The organism is Xanthobacter autotrophicus ATCC 700552 (assembly GCF_043194565.1).
Taxonomy (GTDB): domain Bacteria; phylum Pseudomonadota; class Alphaproteobacteria; order Rhizobiales; family Xanthobacteraceae; genus Xanthobacter; species Xanthobacter autotrophicus_F.
Map to the genome: position 1 here is coordinate 1 of NZ_JBAFVS010000020.1, position 16,427 is coordinate 16,427.

Below are 16,427 nucleotides of genomic sequence, written 5' to 3' on the forward strand. Positions count from 1 at the left end.
CCCCCGCGGCTGCGGACAAGGTCAGGTCGGCGTTCGTGGCACCGGTCCTTCCCCCTCCCTGACCCTCCCCCGCAAGCGGGAGAGGGGATTGGGGCGGGATGTCCTGGTCCATGGCGATGAACCATTGCGGCGTGTTGCGGAAGATCACCGGCTTCTTGGAGCGCCAGGAGTGCGGATACTGGTGCTTCACCCGGCCCCGGGCGAGCAGGTTGCCTTGGGCGATCAGGGCGTCGATGACGGCGGTGTTGGCGTCGCCCTTCTCGCCCTTCTCGGTGATGACGCGGCGGCCTTCGAAGCCGGGCGCCTGCGTGGTGTAGAAGCTGTCCGCGTCCACCGTGTAGGGGATGGCGGGGCTGATGCCACGCTCTTCCAGCCAGCGGCGATGGTGGGTCCAGATCTCGAAATCCTCGCGGCCATGGCCCGGCGCGGTATGCACGAAGCCGGTGCCCGCATCGTCGGTGACATGGTCGCCGTCGAGCAGGGGGACCATGAAGCTGTAGCCGAGGGGCGCGAGGGGGTGGGCGCAGATGATGGTGCCGAGCACATCCGCCAGCACGTCGCAGCGCCGCGCGAAGCTGGTGACGCGCGCCTGCTTGAAGACATCCTCCGCCAGCTTGTCGGCGAGGATAAGCTTGTCTCCGGCCTTGGCCCAATTGTCGGCCGGGGCATCGGTGACCTCATAGAGGCCATAGGAGATCTTGGACGAATAGGAGATGGCGCGGTTGCCGGGAAGGGTCCAGGGGGTGGTCGTCCAGATGACGACCGTGGCGCCTTTCAGGTCGCCTTCGGACGCCACCGGAAACTTCACCCACACCGTATCACTCGTAAAATCCTGATACTCCACCTCGGCCTCGGCCAGCGCCGTCTTCTCCACCACGGACCACATCACCGGCTTCGAGCCACGGTACAAAAGCCCGTTCTCGGCGAACTTCATGATCTCGCGGGCGATCTGGGCTTCCGCCGCGAACGCCATGGTGGTGTAGGGGTGGTCCCAGTCACCTTCCACGCCGAGGCGCTTGAATTCCTCGCGCTGCTTGCCCACCCACTCCTCGGCATAGGCGCGGCATTCCTGGCGGAAGGCCACCATGGCCGAAGCGTCGGTGAAGTCGGGCTTCACCTTGCCCTTCTTGCGGTAATTGTCTTCCTCGATCTTCCACTCGATGGGCAGGCCGTGGCAGTCCCAGCCGGGCACGTAGTTGGAATCGTAGCCCAGCATCTGCTGGGAGCGCGTCACCACGTCCTTCAGGATCTTGTTGAGCGCGTGGCCGATGTGGATGTTGCCGTTGGCATAGGGCGGGCCGTCGTGCAGCACGAAGCGGGCGCGGCCGCGGCCCTGCTCGCGCAGGCGGCCATAGAGGTCGGTGCGGGCCCAGCGGGCAAGCAACTCCGGCTCCAGCTTCGGCAGGCCCGCGCGCATGGGGAATTGGGTTTGCGGCAGCAGCAGGGTCTTGGAATAGTCCGGGGCGGCGGACGTATCAGGTGCGGCAGCTTCAGGGGCGGCAGCTTCAGGGGCGGCAGCTTCAGGTGCGGAAGTGTCAGGTGAGGTCATGGAATGCTCGGGGCATGAAAGGTCGGATCAGGCGAAACAAACCCGGCGGCCCCCGCGCGCTCAGGCGCGCCGGCGGGGGGCCGGGCCGATAATTCGCGCCACGCCCGGCGCGCCGGGGCGGGGGAGGACCCCGCCGCACTGAAAAGATCCGCACATGGTCCGGCTTCTAGCAGGCGCCCCGCGTCGCGAAAAGCCCGCAGATGAGCGCAGCCGGAGCCGGCGAAGGAGCAAGGCCCGCGCGGCGCCCGGTCTGGATCCCCTTCGCGGCCATGAAAAAAGCCCCGGCACCGAGGTGCCGAGGCTCTTCTTCGTTCCCCTCTTTTTATCTCGGCGGAGCGGCGCACCCGAAGGCGCGTCGCCCCGGAAAGCTCATGAGTGGTAGGCGCGCTCGCCGTGCTCGTTGATGTCGAGGCCCTCGCGCTCCACGTCGGTGGAGGGACGCAGGCCGACGACCACGGAGATGATGAACAGGATCACCGCGGTGCCGACACCCGACCACACGACGGTGACGCCGACGGCCTTGAGCTGGGCGATGACCTGGGTGGCCATGTCGTAGGAGGCAACGGCGCCGGTGGTGTAGTCGAAGATGCCGGTGCCGCCGAGGGACGGGCTCACCAGGATGCCGGTGGCGATGGCGCCCACGATGCCGCCCACGCCATGCACGCCGAACACGTCGAGCGCGTCGTCATAGCCGAGCGCGTTCTTGATGGCCGTGCAGAAGATGAAGCAGATGGGGCTGACGACGAGGCCCAGCACCAGCGAGCCCATGATGCCGGAGAAGCCCGACGGCGGCGTCACGGCCACGAGGCCGGCGACGATGCCCGAGGCGAGGCCCAGCATGGAGGGCTTGCCCTTCACCAGCCATTCCACGAACATCCAGGAGATGGCCGCGGCGCAGGTGGCGATGAAGGTGTTCATCATGGCGAGGCCGGTGACCGCGTTGGCCTCGAGGTTGGAGCCGGCGTTGAAGCCGAACCAGCCGACCCACAGCAGGGCGGCGCCGACCATGGTGAGGGTCAGCGAGTGGGGCGAGAGCGCCTCCTTGCCGTAGCCCAGGCGCTTGCCGACCATGATGCAGGCGACGAGGCCGGCGATACCGGCATTGATGTGCACCACGGTGCCGCCGGCAAAGTCGATGGCGCCGAGGGCGAAGATGTAGCCGGCGTCGGCGAGCACGCCGTCGAGGGCGGCCTGGGCGGCGGTCTTGGCGGTGCCGTCAGCCGCGGCAGCCACGGCCTTGGCAGCGGCGTCGATGGCATCCGGGCCGGCCCAGTACCACACCATGTGCGCCACCGGGAAGTACACGAAGGTCACCCACAGCGGCACGAACAGCACCACGGCGGTGAACTTGGTGCGCTCCGCGAACGCGCCGAAGATCAGCGCGGGCGTGATCATGGCGAAGGTCATCTGGAACGCGACGTAGACCAGCTCGGGGATGGCCACGCCCACCGAGAAGGTGGCGGCGAGGGATTCGAGGGTCACGCCCGACAGGAACGCCTTGGAGAAGCCGCCGATGAAGGGCGAGCCGCCGGTGAAGGCCAGGGAGTAGCCGTACAGCACCCAGATGAGGCCGACGATGGCCACGCAGTAGCCGACCTGCATGAGCATGGAGAGCATGTTCTTGGCGCGCAGGAGGCCGCCGTAGAACAGGAACAGGCCGGGCACGGCCATCATGAGCACGAGCAGCGAGGACGTGAGCATCCACGCCACGTCGCCCTTGTTCACGGTGGGTGCGGCAGCGGCTGCTGCTGCAGTCGTCGTGGCGTCGGCTGCGGGTGCGGCCGTCTGGGCCAGCACCGGCAAGGCAAATGCCGTCGCCAGAAGAAGCGCGGGAAGCCCCACGCGGGACCACGTCTTGAACGTCATGGATGAAAGCTCCGTCGAATGAGAAAGGCTCAAAGCGCGTCGGCGTCGGTCTCGCCCGTGCGGATGCGCACGGCGTGCTCGATCGGCAGGACGAAAATCTTGCCGTCGCCGATCTGGCCGGTCTTGGCGGACGCGGTGATGGCTTCCACCACCTTGGAGACCTGGTCGGCGGACACCGCGACCTCGATCTTCAGCTTCGGCAGGAAGCTCACGGCGTATTCGGCGCCGCGGTAGATCTCGGTGTGGCCCTTCTGACGGCCGTATCCCTTCACCTCGGTCACGGTGAGGCCGTGGACACCGATACCGGTGAGGGCGTCGCGCACCTCCTCCAGCTTGAATGGCTTGATGATGGCCATGACGATCTTCATGGATCGGTCCCTGTTCCCTGATGCCGATGCGCCGCCAATGACGCGTGTCGGCTGTTTTCTCGCGGCGGCTTCGCTGAGCGGGTCGGAGATCCACGCCGCGGCTGGCAAGCCTGCATAGGAGGGAATCAAGTACCGTGCCAAGTCATAGGGGCGGGCATTCGCCGTGCCTAATTTTAGGCCACGCGACGGAAGGCCCTCGCTTTGCCGCTGGCTCGCCGCTTTTTATGCCTATTTATTGATCAATACGCCTAAGATATCAGCATTTTGTCTTCGCAAGCGCGAGATGGAGTGCCTTGATACCTTTTAGGGGCCTTCAGCGCGGGATAACGGGTCGCATCAGGCCTTCCTGTGCCGCTGAAGCCACCAGCGTGCCGTCGCGGGTGTAGATTTCGCCGCGGCAAAATCCGCGCGCGCCGGCCGCCGTGGGGCTCTCCTGGGTATAGAGCAACCACTCGTCGGATCGGAACGGGCGGTGGAACCACAGGGCATGATCGAGGCTCGCCACCTGCATGTCGCGGTCGAACACCGATTTGCCATGGGGCAGCAGGGCGGCCTGGAGCAGGGCAAGGTCCGAAGCGTAGGCAAGCACCGCCTGATGTGTGGGCAGATCGTCCGGCAGCGGGCCACGGGTGCGCAGCCACATGCTGGGCCGCGCCCCGGGCGCGCCGAGATAGGCGGGGTCGAGGGAGGTGGGTTTCACCTCCAGCGGCCGCAGCGCCATCCAGTCGCGCTTGGCGGCGGAGGGAAAGCGCGCCATCAGCTTGTCGCGCCAGGCATCGTCCGAGGGCAGGTCCTCCGGTGCCGGTACGTCCGGCATGGCGCCCTGGTGGTGCAGCCCGTCTTCCACCAGATGGAACGACACGGCCATGCTGAAGATGGCCTGCCCGTGCTGGATCGCCACCACGCGACGGGTGGTGAAGGAACGCCCGTCGCGGATGCGGTCCACGTCATAGATGATGGGCACCCGCGGATCGCCGCCCAGCAAGAAATAGCCGTGCAGGGAATGGGCGACGCGATCGGCGTCCACCGTGCGCCGCGCCGCCACCAGCGCCTGCGCCACCACCTGCCCACCGAACACCCGGCCCCCGTCCGGGGTCACGGTGCGACCGCGGAACAGGTTGATCTCAAGGGGTTCGAGGTCGAGGATGCCCAGAAGCGTATCCACGTCGGACGGTGATCCGGTCATAGGGCTTGGCTCGCTGAAAGCCGGTGCGCTCGGCGCTCCGGAGGGATGGGGTGGTGTCCGAACACGCCATGCTTGCGCGGATTGCGTCAAGTCCCTTTGCGTCAGATGCCTTCCCTATAGGGCGGGACGACGAGCGGCGAAACGGATAGATGGAACGGATAGATGGTCGGCCCCGGCCGGGCGGGTCCGCCGGGAAACAGGTTCTAAGGAGTGAAGCGATGACCGGGCTGAACACGTCCGAGCCCCAAGCTGAGATGCCTCAGGCCGGGATGCCGCATGCCGAAGCCGGCTTTGCCGCGACGGCGGCGGCTGCACGGGCGGATGTGGCCATCGTGGGTGGCGGGCTGGCCGGCCTCAGCCTCGCGCTGGCCCTGCGCCAGGGGCTCGGGCCCGATGCCGACATCGTGCTGTTCGACCCCTATCTGTCCCACGCCACGGTGGATGACGGCCGCTGCTCGGCCATCGCTGCCGGCGCGCGGCGCATGCTGACCACCCTTGGTGTCTGGCAGCACGTGGCGGCCAGGGCGCAGCCCATGGAGACCATGGTGGTCACCGACAGCCGCACCAAGGACGTGGCGCGGCCCACCTTCCTCACCTTCGACGGGGATGTGGAGCCGGGCGAGGCTTTCGCCCACATGGTGCCCAACGCCGACCTGCAATACGCCCTCATCGATGCGGCGCGCTCCGCCGGCATCGACCTGCGCGCCCAGTCGGTGGACGATTTCACTGCCGACCGCTCCGGCGTGACCCTTTCGGCCGCCGGCGCGCCGGCGCTCAAGGCGCAGCTTCTGGTGGCCTGCGACGGCGCCAGGTCGCGCATCCGCGGCATGGCGGGCATCGCCAACGTGGCCTGGGGCTATGGCCAGAGCGGCATCACCTTCTCGGTGGAGCACGAGCGGCCCCACGAGGGCCGGGCGGAAGAGCATTTCCTGCCCCCCGGCCCGTTCGCCATCTTGCCCCTGCCGGGCAACCGCTCCTCCATCGTCTGGACCGAGCGCACGGAGGATGCCGACCGCATCGTCGCGCTGCCGTCCATCGTCTTCCAGGAAGAGCTGGAGCAGCGCTTCGGCCATCGGCTCGGCTGGGTGAAGCCGGTGACCAAGCCGCGCGCCTATCCCCTGGGCTTCGCCATGGCACGCACCTTCATCGGCGAGCGCCTCGCTCTGGTGGGGGATGCGGCCCATCTCATCCACCCCATCGCCGGGCAGGGGCTCAACATGGGCCTGCGCGACGTGGCGGCGCTGGCCGAGGCGGTGACGGACGCCGCCCGGGTGGGGCTCGATTTCGCCGGACCGGCGGTGCTGGAGCGCTACCAGCGCTGGCGGCGGTTCGACACCCTGGCCATGGGGGTGGCGACGGACGGGCTGAACCGCCTGTTCTCCAACCGGTCCGATGCGCTGCGGGCGGTGCGCGACCTCGGCCTCGGTCTGGTGGACCGGATGCCGCGCCTCAAGGGCCTGTTCATCCGCGACGCGGCGGGCCTCACCGGGCAGGTGCCGAAGCTGCTGCGCGGCGAGGCGCTGTAGACTCAAGTCCGTTCCCCAGCGTGGGGCGGGGCAGGGCGCGGAGGCCCTGCCCTCAGCGGGAGAGTTCGCTCTCGTCGAGCTGGCGGGCCTCGTCGGCGAGCATGATCGGGATGCCGTCGCGGATGGGATAGGCGAGGCGCGCAGCGCGGGACACCAGCTCCTGGCGTTCGCGGTCATATTCCAGCGGCGCCTTGGTGAGGGGGCACACCAGGATTTCGAGCAGCTTGGGGTCCACGTCGTGGCCGGGGCGCTGGGCTTGGATCATCGCAACACTCGTCAGGGCGTTTTAGGCGAAGCGGAGACCGGCTCGCGCGCAGAAAACGCGTTGGACACCAGCCGGCGCGGGTTTGCGTTATGAGGAAACGCGCGGCTGCGCCGGATCGCCCCTGGCGGGGCGGCGCCACCATAGCGGGGGCGGGCGGGCGTTTCACCCCCTATCTGGTCCCATCCATCAGGCGCGCTGATGCTGCCATCAGCCGGATTTGTTATCGCCCGGGCGGCCGGTCCCCTAAGCAGCGGGGGACCACCACCGGCAGCACGCGTCACAAGGCATCCATGGACCGCCGCCCGAATCGCCAATCGTCCCTGGGCCTTGTCCTCGGCCTCGTCGCTGTGGTCATGTTCGGCGCGACGCTGCCCATGACGCGGCTTGCGTTGCACGATCTCAGCCCGTGGTTCATCAGCTTCGGCCGCGCGGCGCTGGCGGGGATTTGCGCGCTGGCCGTGGTCCTCGTGCTGCGCCGGCCGTGGCCGTTCGGCGCGCGCCAGACCCGGCGCGACCTGCTGCTGGCCACCCTCGCTTTGGTGTTCGGCTTTCCCCTCCTCATCGGGGTCGCCACGCAGACCGTGCCTGCGGCCCATGGCGGCATCGTGCTCGGCCTGCTGCCGTTATGCACCGCCATCGCCGCCACCGTGCTGGCCGGGGAGCGCCCCGGCCTCGGCCTGTTTGCGGCGAGCGCTGTCGGGGCGGGGCTGGTGGCGGCCTTCGCCCTGCGCAACGGGGCGGCGGGCGGGTTCGGCCATGGCGACATGCTGCTGTTCCTCGCCGTGGTGATCTGCGCCGCCGGCTATGCGGTCTCGGGGCGGCTCGCCCGGCGCATGGCAGGCTGGGAGGTGATCGCCTTCATGCTCATCCTCGCCCTGCCGGTCACGGTGCCGGCGGCGCTCGTCACCTTTCCGTGGGGGCGGCCGGTGGCGGGGGAATCGTGGGCGGCGCTGGTCTATCTCGGCCTGTTCAGCCAGTTCATCGGCTTCTTCTTCTGGAATGCCGGGCTGGCGCTGGGCGGCATCGCGCGGGTGGGGCAGATGCAACTGCTCCAGACCTTCGTGACGGTGGGCCTCGCCTGGCCCATCAACGGCGAGCGGCCCGATGCCGAGACGCTGCTGTTCGCCCTCGCCGTGGCGGTGGTGGTGGCCATCGCCCAGCGGGTGGGGCGGCGGAGACCGGCTCCCGCCGCCGATCCGATCCCCTGACGGCCGCACAAACGAAAACGGCCCTCCGGAGAGGGCCGTTCGCGGTCTTTCGGGATGCGCAGGCGCGTTCAGGCCGCCTTGCTGCGGGCGGTGATGAGCTTGCGGTTCACCAGCACCTCGGCGATCTGCACCGCGTTGAGCGCGGCGCCCTTGCGCAGATTGTCGGACACGCACCAGAAGTTGATGGCGTTATCCACGGTCGGATCATCGCGCAGGCGCGAGATGAAGGTGGCGTCCTCGCCGGCCGCCTCGTGCGGGGTGGCGTAGCCGCCCGGCTCGCGGGTGTCGATGACGATGATGCCGGGGGCCTCGCGCAGGATCTTGCGCGCGTCCTCGGCCGACAGCTCCTTCTCGAACTCGACGTTCACTGATTCCGAGTGGGAGATGAACACCGGCACGCGCACGCAGGTGGCCGTCAGCTTGATCTTCGGATCGAGGATCTTCTTGGTCTCGGCCACCATCTTCCACTCTTCCTTGGTCGAGCCGTCGTCGAGGAAGACGTCGATCTGGGGAATGAGGTTGAAGGCGATGCGCTTGGGGAACTTCTTCGGCTCCACCGGATCGGAGACGAAGATGGCGCGGGTCTGGGTGAACAGCTCGTCCATGGCGTCCTTGCCGGCGCCGGAAACGGACTGGTAGGTGGAGACCACCACGCGCTTGATGGTGGCGGCATCGTGCAGCGGCTTCAGCGCCACCACCAGCTGCGCCGTGGAGCAGTTGGGATTGGCGATGATGTTCTTCTTGGTGAAGCCGACGATGGCGTCCGCATTCACCTCGGGCACGATCAGCGGCACGTCCGGATCCATCCGCCATTGCGACGAATTGTCGATGACGACGCAGCCCTGCGCGCCGATCTTCGGCGACCATTCCTTCGACACGGTGCCGCCGGCCGACATCAGGCAGATATCGGTGTCGGAGAAGTCGTAGGTTTCGAGCGCCTTGACCTTGAGGGTTTTGTCACCGAAGGAGACTTCCACGCCCTGCGAGCGGCGCGATGCAAGCGCCACAACCTCGTCCGCGGGAAAGCCCCGCTCGGCGAGGATCGAGAGGATCTCCCGGCCCACGTTGCCCGTGGCGCCGACGACGGCGACCTTGTAACCCATGATAGTCCTCGGAATCTGCCGGCCCTGATGGCCGGAACGGGGGTTTTAGGCCGAACGGCACGCGCTTGCAAATTTGAAGATCGCGCGCGTGCGCCTCCGCGAGCCGACGACGAACTGTTGCGCCAGCGCAACGCGCCGGGCTCCACGCTCGCGGAACATCCCCCTGCACCCCCGCGTTTCCTTGCACCAGGACCAAGAGTGTCCTAATTCAGGCAGGGGCGGCGGCTGTGCCGTTTCAGGAGGATGTCATGCGTGTCGCGCCGTACTTCACCATCGCCGCGGCGTTCCGGGTGGCGCTTGCGGTGACGTCCGCGGTGGCGCTGACGGGCGTCGCCTCTGTCGTTTCGGCCGATGACGCCTCGGCCCAGACCACCGTCAAGAAGCGTAGCCGCATCGAGATCACCCGCCGCTCTTATCTGGACGCCGGCACCGTGGTGAAGCCCGGTTCCAAGTCGTATCTGGACTACGCCCTGCCGTCCGGCTGGTTCTACCCGACCTATGACGGCGGTGGCGCAGCCGGCACCGGTCCCATCAGCGGCATTCGCTCGCCGCTGCCTAGCCGGTTCGAGCTGCCGGGCTTCTGAGCCGGCGAAAAGACGCGTGGAAGAGGGCCGCACGGACGCGGTCCTTTTTTGTGCCGGGAAAACACATCTCGATTACGTGAGATATTTTTTCTCCCGTGGCGGAATGACATTCAGATCGCGCCGCGTCATAACGGCCCTTCGCGCGGTGTGCCGCATTATGGAGCGTGCCCGGCGCGTTCTCCCCAAGCCAGACAGCCGACAGGGCCGTGTTCATGCCCCGCCTTCGTTTCGCATTTCCGGCCGGGGCCGGCCCGGCCCGGCGCAGCGTCATTCCCGGCTTCCGCCTCTCCCTGGGGCTGACGCTGCTCTACCTCGCCCTGATCGTGATGCTGCCCATCGGCGCGCTGCTGCTGAAGGCGGCGGACGTGGGGTTCTGGGGCTATATCGCCATCATCACCTCGCCGCGCACGCTGGCGTCGTTCCAGATCACCATCGCCACTGCCGCCGTGGCCGCCCTGTTCAATGCGGTCTACGGGCTGGGCCTGGCCTGGGTGCTGGTGCGCTACGAGTTTCCCGGCAAGCGCCTGCTGGATGCCATGGTGGACGTGCCCTTCGCCCTGCCCACGGCGGTGGCGGGCCTCGCGCTCACCACGCTGTTCGCGAAGAACGGCTGGTTCGGCGCGCCGCTGGCCCAATGGGGCATCCAGGTGGCCTATGCGCCAGCCGGCATCGTCTGCGCCATGGCCTTTACCTCTATTCCCTTCGTGGTGCGCACCGTGCAACCGGTGCTGGAAGACATGGAGCCCGAGCTGGAGGAGGCGGCGGCGACGCTGGGCGCCTCGGATTTCACCACCTTCCGCCGGGTGATTTTCCCCACCCTGTTCCCCGCCTTCCTGGCCGGAACCTCCCTCGCCTTCGCCCGCTCCCTGGGGGAGTTCGGCGCGGTGGTGTTCATCGCCGGCAACCAGCCGTTCCGCACCGAGATCGTGGCGCTGCTCACCTTCATCCGGCTGGAGGAATATGACTATGCCGCCGCCGCCGCCATCGCGGTGACCATGCTGGGGCTTGCCTTCCTGATGCTGCTGGTGGTCAACGCGGTGCAGGCCTGGCACCAGCGCAGCGCGCTGGGGGAGGGCTGAGATGGCGGCTCCGGTCAACCGCAATCGCCACCGCGTGGGGGATGGGCTGCGCACGCGGACGGTGCTGCTCACCCTGGTGCTCGCCACCACGGCGGTGGCCCTCATCGCGCCGCTCGCGGTCATCTTCTCCGAGGCGTTCGCGCGCGGCTTTTCAGCCTATGCCGAGGCTTTGGTGCGGCCGGATACGCTGCACGCCATCGGCCTCACGCTCATCACCGCCCTCGTCTGCGTGCCGGTGAATGTGGGCTTCGGCATCGCCGCGGCCTGGGCGGTCACCAAGTTCAGCTTTCCCGGCCGCAACCTGCTGCTGGCGGTGGTGGAGCTGCCCTTCTCCATCTCGCCCATCGTGGCCGGCGTCGCCTATCTGTTCGTCTATGGCGGGCAGGGGCTGTTCGGCCCGTTCCTACAGGCCCACGACATCAAAATCGTGTTCGCGCTGCCGGCCATCATCCTCGCCAGCATGTTCGTCACCGCGCCGTTCGTGGTGCGCGAGCTGGTGCCGCTGATGATGGCGCAGGGGCGCGACGAGGAAGAGGCGGCGGTGAGCCTCGGCGCCAACGGCTTCGACGTGCTGCGGCTGGTCACTTTGCCCAACGTGCGCTTCGCCCTGCTCTACGGCGCGGCCTTGTGCAACGCGCGGGTGATGGGCGAGTTCGGCGCGGTCTCGGTGGTGTCCGGCAACATCCGCGGCCAGACCTCGACGCTCGCCCTGCAGATCGAGCTTCTGTACCAGGACAGCCATGTGCTCGCCGCCTTCGCCGCCGCGACGGTCCTGGCGGGGGTGGCGCTGTTCACGCTGGTGGCGAAATATCTCATCGAGCGCGCCGAGCGGGCACGCGGGGAACGGGCCCCGCCCCGGCGGCCGGGGCACTGACACCAGGTCAGGCCGATCCGGCCAAGCCCATGAAGCCAGGCCGGTGAAGCGGGGCCGGTGAAGTCAGGCCGATGGGCTGGGCGCGTCGTCCGAACAGGGCTGACCCGGGTTCAGCCGCGCGGGGCCGGCAGGCCGAGGGCGGTGGAAGAGGACTGCGGGGCGGGCGCGACCCGCTTCAGTTCGCGCTTGGCTTCGCGCGCCGCGCGGCGGAAGCGGCCTTGCCGGGCCCACACCACGATGCCGCCGGCCAGCACGCCCACGATCAGCGCGGCGAACACCAGCGCGAACAAAGGCAGCGTCACCGAAAGCGCGGGCGCATCCGGCGAGAACGGGTCGAGGGAGAGGGTGACGGACTTGCGGTTCGCCACGGCGAGGGCCACCGCCACGATGGAGAGCGGCAGGCCGATGAGGATGGAGAGGATGCGGGCCACGGGCGCCTACTTTCCGGTGTTGAGACGCTCGCGCATCTCCTTGCCGGTCTTGAAATAGGGAACGGTCTTTTCGCTCACGTCCACCTGCTTGCCGGTGCGCGGGTTGCGGCCCACGCGGGCGTCGCGCTTCTTCACCGAGAAGGCGCCGAAGCCGCGCAGTTCCACGCGATCACCACGTTCGAGCGCGGAGGCCACCTGCTCCAGGATGGCGTTGACGATGTTCTCCACATCCCGCTGGTAAAGGTGCGGGTTGGCTTCGGCGATCTTCTGGACCAGTTCGGACTTGATCATGATGGCCGCATTTCCCTCGAGAACGATCCGCTGGGTTCGAACGATCCGCTGGGTTCGGCGGACATGGTGCCGTCCGGCGACGGATTGCCGCGTTTATTGCAGGAGCCTCAAGCCCTTGTCACCCATCGGTGCGAGGGTGCCAGAGGGCCAGTAGACCGTCAAGCTGGGCGCGCTCCAGCGCGCCGCGGGCAGTCTGGGTGAGGAACTCGGCCGCCTGGGGGAAACCGAGCGCCGTGACCACGCCGCGCGCCGCGCCGAGCAGCCAGCCGAACTCGTCGCCCACCTCCCGCGTGCGCCAGCTGCGCACCTTGAGGTTTTCCGGCACGCCCTTTTCGCGGGCAAGCCAGGCCCGGGCGGTGCGTTCGTCGCCCAGTTCGTCCACCAGCTGAAGCGCGAGGCCCTGGTGGCCGGTGAAGACGCGCCCGTCCGTCACCGTGGCGAGCTTTTCGTCGGTGAGCTTGCGGCGCTCGCTCACCAGGCCCTTGAACCAGCCGTAGCTGTCCTTCACCAGCGAATCCACCGCCGCCCGGGCTTCCGGCGTGGTGGGGGTGTAGGGATTGGGCGAGGCCTTGAGCGGCGAGGACTTGATGTCCTCCATGGTCACGCCCACGGTCTTCAGCAGCTCGGTGACGTTGGGATACTGGTAGATGACGCCCACCGAGCCCACCAGCGCGTTGCGCCGGGCCACGATGTGGTCGGCGCCCAGCGCCGCGATATAGGCCCCTGACGCGGCGATGCCTTCCACCACGGCCACCACCGGCTTCTTCTCGGAAAGGCGGCGCAGGGCGTCGAACACTTGCTCGGAGCCGGTGACGGTGCCGCCGGGGCTGTCGATGGACAAGATCACCGCCCGCGCCCGCGAGCGGCCGATCTCTTCCAAGAGTTCGACCCGGGCGCGGTCGTTGCGGATGACGCCGCCGATGGTCACCCGCGCCACATGGGGCGATGCCGCTGAAACGCTGTCGCCCGCCACGGAGGCCACCCCCACCGCGATGGCCGCGACGGCGGCGAGCACGCCCAGCGTGCGCCAGAAAGTGACCTTCCGCCGCAGGCGGCGGCGTTCGACGATCTGGTCCGCGTCGAGCGACATGACTCAAGCTCCTTCAGGGCACACCGGCCGCCGGAGGCGGACAGGACCGATGGGCCGCACTTAAGCAGGTGGCCCGGGGTTGGCAAGGAACTCCTCGGCAAGGCGCACCTTGGCGAGGTACTTCCGGGCAAGGCACTCCCCGGCAAGGCGCACCTTGGCGCCACTGCCGGAACCCCGCATTGGAAAAGCGGTTTCCGCGGCGTCGCGTCCCGTCGGTGGCCGGGCGCTTACCAGCGATCGCCGGACGGCGCGCCGCGCCATTCCGCCACGCGACGGCCGGTGGCTGGCGACAGGTCCTCCGGCAGGGCGTCGGGCGCAAAGAACTCGGCGGCGACAATCTCCAGGTTGCGCTCCGGCCGTGGACCCACGATGAGCCCGGCGGTGCGGTACAGCACCACATGGTCGCGTCCGCCCACGCGGGGATTGAAGAAAACGCCGGCCAGAGCGAGCGGCCCGTCGGCCTCCACGTTGGTCTCTTCCTTCAGCTCGCGCCGCGCCGCGGCTTCCGCGCTCTCGCCCACATCGACGCCGCCCCCCGGCAGGTGCCAGCCCGCCACGTAGGAATGGCGCACCAGCAGCACCCGCTCGGCGTCGTCCACGGCGAGCACGCGGACCCCGAGCGTCATGCCGTGGCGCAGGCGCCGGAGGAAGTGGAAGAGCGGCAGCATGATCGGAGCATAGCCGAAGCCGGCTCAGTTCGCCTCGCGATTCGCACATGCGGTTCGCGAGGCGAACGGTCATGCTTGGTGGCCATGCTTGCGGGCTGCCCGTTGGCCTATCCGGCCGCGGCCGCCCGGGCGGCCAGCTCCGCCGCCTCGATGGCCTCGGCGCGGTGGAAGGCGGGGCGGGCGGTGCAGCGCGCCACATAGGCCGCCACCTGGGGCGTGGGCGTGACCACCTTGAGCAGGTTGATGGCGTACCACAGGTCCATGGCCAGCATCACGTCGGCAGCGGAAAAGCGTTCGCCGAGCAGATAAGGGCCGTCCTTCAGCGCCTCTTCCACCACCTCCATGACGAGGTCGAAGCTGCCCCAGCCGGCGGCGCTCTTGGGCAGTTCGATGCCCTTCATCTTCTGCAGGAAGGCCGGCTCCATGCAGCCGGCGGAAAAGAACATCCAGTAGAGGTAGCGCGCCCGCAGCGGATCGCCCACCGGCGGGGCGAGGTTTGCCGCCGGGACCTGCTCCGCCACATAGGCGCAGATGGCGCCGCTCTCGGCGAGGTGAACATCGCCGTCGCTCAGGGCCGGCACCTTGCCCATGGGATTGATGCGGCGGAAGGCGGGATCGTCCTGCGCGCCGGTGCGGATATCCACCAGCTCCCGCTCATAGGGCGCGCCGGCCTCCTCCATCAGCCAGAGGGTGCGGAAGGCACGCGTGTGCGGCGCCCAATACAGCTTCATCTGGGTCCTCCCTGTTCGCTGGATCGGAACATACAGGGAACAAATAGAGACGTCGAGTCGGCTTTGGGGGCCTTGCGATCCCGGCTCAGGCATGGATAATACCAGGACGGCCTGGGGTGCCACGCATCATGCGCGGCTGAGATCACACCCATCGAACCTGTCTGGGTCATTCCAGCGTAGGGAGACGCCGATGAGCGCCAGCTTGTCGACCTTCATGTCTACTTCTTCTTCAGCCGGCTCGGGCGCCACTGCCTCTGCACGACCGCGCGTCGCCGTTGCCGGCGGCGGGGTCATCGGCCTTGCCCTCGCATGGCGGCTTGCGCAGGCGGGCTGCCCGGTGGAGGTCTTCGAGGCCGGGGAAACCGGCCAGGGCGCGAGCCGCGCTGCCGCCGGCATGCTCGCCGCCTGCGCCGAGGCCGAGCCGGGGGAGGAAGGCCTGCTCACCCTCAACCGCGCCAGCCAACTCTTGTGGCCGGCGTTCGCCGCCGAGCTGGAACAGGCAGCGGGCGCGAGCGTGGACCTGCGCACCGAAGGCACGCTCACCATCGCCCTCACCGCCGACGATCTCGCGCGGCTCCGGCACTTGTTCGCGCTACAGCAGTCCCTCGGCCTGCCGGTGGAATGGCTCACGGCGGCGCAGGTGCGGCGGCGCGAGCCCTATCTCTCGCCCAAGCTCGCAGGCGGCATCCTCACCCTTGAGGATCATCAGGTGGACAACCGCAAGGTGGCCGCCGCCCTCAAGGTGGCGGCGCTGAAGGCCGGCGTGCGCATCCACGAGCACACGTCCGTCTCGCGGGTGGACACGGTCGGCGGCCGCGTCACCGGTCTGGTGGCGGGCGATACGCTCCACGCGGCCGACGTGGCGGTGCTGGCCGCCGGGGCTTGGAGCCGGGGCATCGACATCGCCCCCGCCGCGCCGTTGCCGGTGCGGCCCATCAAGGGCCAGATGCTGGCCCTGCGCATGGACCCCGCCGCCCCCATCCTCTCCCATGTGCTGTGGGCGCCCGGTGCCTATCTGGTGCCGCGCCACGATGGCCGGCTCATCATCGGCGCCACCACCGAGGAAAAGGGCTTCGACACCGACCTCACCGCCGGCGGACAGCTGGCGCTGCTCACCAATGCGTGGCGCGCTTTGCCGACCCTGGAGGAGCTGACCATCATCGAGCAATGGGTCGGCTTCCGCCCCGGCAGCCGGGACGATGCGCCCATCCTCGGCCCGAGCGCGGAGGTGGACGGCCTGATCTATGCCACCGGCCACCACCGCAACGGCATCCTGCTGTTGCCGGTGACCACGCAGGTCATCGCCGATTATGTCCTGTCGGGCCGCATGGCGGACGTGGCGGCGCCCTTCGGCGCAGCGCGCTTCGCCCCGCGCGCGGCGGCGGAGTGAGCATGATGGCGCTCGCCCTGAAGGTGAACGGAACGCCCGAGGACCACGCGGTGTTCACCGTGGCCGACCTGCTGCGCGCCAAGGGCCTCGACCCCGAGCGCAAGGGCATTGCGGTGGCGGTGAACGGCGCCGTGGTGCCGCGCCGCACCTGGGGCGAGGTGGCGCTTGCCGCCGGCGACGCGGTGGAAATCATCGAGGCCAAGCAGGGCGGCTGACCG

General features: G+C 68.6%; 18 protein-coding genes and 1 riboswitch. Of the genes, 7 read left to right on the forward strand and 11 right to left on the reverse strand.

Translation table 11 applies throughout. From position 1 onward, the window contains the following. From V5F48_RS18390 to tesB, 4 genes are all read right to left on the reverse strand, one after another. On the reverse strand, positions 1 to 1,549 hold a 1,549-nt coding region (locus V5F48_RS18390), incomplete at its 3' end, for a class I tRNA ligase family protein (RefSeq protein ID WP_394259882.1). Positions 1,550 to 1,918: 369 nt separating this feature from the next. Continuing rightward, positions 1,919 to 3,415: an ammonium transporter gene (locus V5F48_RS18395; RefSeq protein ID WP_394259883.1), complete on the reverse strand. Its 1,497-nt coding sequence runs from the start codon at positions 3,413 to 3,415 to the stop codon at positions 1,919 to 1,921. Between the two features lie 29 nt (positions 3,416 to 3,444). Next, a complete protein-coding gene (locus tag V5F48_RS18400; RefSeq protein ID WP_012114237.1) occupies positions 3,445 to 3,783 on the reverse strand; it encodes a P-II family nitrogen regulator in 339 nt (112 codons plus the stop codon). Between the two features lie 313 nt (positions 3,784 to 4,096). Next, entirely contained in the window at positions 4,097 to 4,969 is an 873-nt protein-coding gene (tesB, locus tag V5F48_RS18405) for an acyl-CoA thioesterase II (RefSeq protein ID WP_394259884.1), read from the reverse strand. Positions 4,970 to 5,238: 269 nt separating this feature from the next. Between tesB and V5F48_RS18410 the strand changes: the two genes are divergently transcribed. After that, positions 5,239 to 6,495 carry a ubiquinone biosynthesis hydroxylase gene (locus tag V5F48_RS18410; protein WP_394259936.1) on the forward strand — a complete coding sequence of 419 codons (1,257 nt, stop codon included), beginning with the start codon at positions 5,239 to 5,241 and terminating at the stop codon, positions 6,493 to 6,495. A 52-nt stretch (positions 6,496 to 6,547) separates the two neighbouring features. On the opposite strand, the gene V5F48_RS18415 is transcribed toward V5F48_RS18410, so the two are convergent. Next, entirely contained in the window at positions 6,548 to 6,760 is a 213-nt protein-coding gene (locus V5F48_RS18415; RefSeq protein WP_394110266.1) for a Trm112 family protein, read from the reverse strand. A gap of 290 nt (positions 6,761 to 7,050) precedes the next feature. Between V5F48_RS18415 and V5F48_RS18420 the strand changes: the two genes are divergently transcribed. Next, on the forward strand, positions 7,051 to 7,968 hold the full coding sequence (locus V5F48_RS18420; protein WP_394259885.1) for a DMT family transporter: 918 nt from the start codon (positions 7,051 to 7,053) through the stop codon (positions 7,966 to 7,968). Positions 7,969 to 8,036: 68 nt separating this feature from the next. Here V5F48_RS18420 and V5F48_RS18425 read toward each other — a convergent pair whose 3' ends face one another. Further along, positions 8,037 to 9,071: an aspartate-semialdehyde dehydrogenase gene (locus tag V5F48_RS18425; RefSeq protein ID WP_394110268.1), complete on the reverse strand. Its 1,035-nt coding sequence runs from the start codon at positions 9,069 to 9,071 to the stop codon at positions 8,037 to 8,039. A 248-nt stretch (positions 9,072 to 9,319) separates the two neighbouring features. Here V5F48_RS18425 and V5F48_RS18430 point away from each other — a divergent pair, with 248 nt between their 5' ends. The 3 genes from V5F48_RS18430 to cysW all read left to right on the forward strand — a co-directional run bounded on the left by V5F48_RS18430 (position 9,320) and on the right by cysW (position 11,608). After that, positions 9,320 to 9,655 carry a hypothetical protein gene (locus V5F48_RS18430; RefSeq protein ID WP_394110269.1) on the forward strand — a complete coding sequence of 112 codons (336 nt, stop codon included), beginning with the start codon at positions 9,320 to 9,322 and terminating at the stop codon, positions 9,653 to 9,655. A gap of 212 nt (positions 9,656 to 9,867) precedes the next feature. After that, positions 9,868 to 10,734: a sulfate ABC transporter permease subunit CysT gene (gene cysT / locus V5F48_RS18435; RefSeq protein WP_394259886.1), complete on the forward strand. Its 867-nt coding sequence runs from the start codon at positions 9,868 to 9,870 to the stop codon at positions 10,732 to 10,734. Position 10,735: 1 nt separating this feature from the next. Then, on the forward strand, positions 10,736 to 11,608 hold the full coding sequence (cysW, locus tag V5F48_RS18440; RefSeq protein WP_394259887.1) for a sulfate ABC transporter permease subunit CysW: 873 nt from the start codon (positions 10,736 to 10,738) through the stop codon (positions 11,606 to 11,608). Positions 11,609 to 11,718: 110 nt separating this feature from the next. Here cysW and V5F48_RS18445 read toward each other — a convergent pair whose 3' ends face one another. From V5F48_RS18445 to V5F48_RS18465, 5 genes are all read right to left on the reverse strand, one after another. Beyond that, a complete protein-coding gene (locus V5F48_RS18445) occupies positions 11,719 to 12,039 on the reverse strand; it encodes a lipopolysaccharide assembly protein LapA domain-containing protein (RefSeq protein WP_394259888.1) in 321 nt (106 codons plus the stop codon). 6 nt (positions 12,040 to 12,045) lie between these two features. Beyond that, positions 12,046 to 12,330, reverse strand: coding sequence for an integration host factor subunit beta (gene ihfB, locus V5F48_RS18450; protein WP_012114247.1), 285 nt, complete (start codon positions 12,328 to 12,330; stop codon positions 12,046 to 12,048). Between the two features lie 118 nt (positions 12,331 to 12,448). Next, entirely contained in the window at positions 12,449 to 13,420 is a 972-nt protein-coding gene (gene sppA, locus V5F48_RS18455; protein ID WP_394259889.1) for a signal peptide peptidase SppA, read from the reverse strand. A 227-nt stretch (positions 13,421 to 13,647) separates the two neighbouring features. Beyond that, a complete protein-coding gene (locus V5F48_RS18460; protein WP_394259890.1) occupies positions 13,648 to 14,088 on the reverse strand; it encodes an NUDIX domain-containing protein in 441 nt (146 codons plus the stop codon). 107 nt (positions 14,089 to 14,195) lie between these two features. Next, on the reverse strand, positions 14,196 to 14,819 hold the full coding sequence (locus tag V5F48_RS18465; protein ID WP_394259891.1) for a glutathione S-transferase family protein: 624 nt from the start codon (positions 14,817 to 14,819) through the stop codon (positions 14,196 to 14,198). A gap of 102 nt (positions 14,820 to 14,921) precedes the next feature. After that, positions 14,922 to 15,021, forward strand: a riboswitch (TPP riboswitch). On the opposite strand from V5F48_RS18465, the gene thiO reads away from it, so the two are divergent. Both thiO and thiS read left to right on the forward strand, forming a co-directional pair. Continuing rightward, positions 15,010 to 16,209 (forward strand): glycine oxidase ThiO, encoded by a 1,200-nt coding sequence (gene thiO, locus V5F48_RS18470; protein WP_394259892.1) that lies wholly within the window; start codon positions 15,010 to 15,012, stop codon positions 16,207 to 16,209. It overlaps the preceding riboswitch by 12 nt. A gap of 2 nt (positions 16,210 to 16,211) precedes the next feature. After that, positions 16,212 to 16,424, forward strand: coding sequence for a sulfur carrier protein ThiS (gene thiS, locus V5F48_RS18475; RefSeq protein WP_394259893.1), 213 nt, complete (start codon positions 16,212 to 16,214; stop codon positions 16,422 to 16,424). Positions 16,425 to 16,427: the final 3 nt, after the last annotated feature.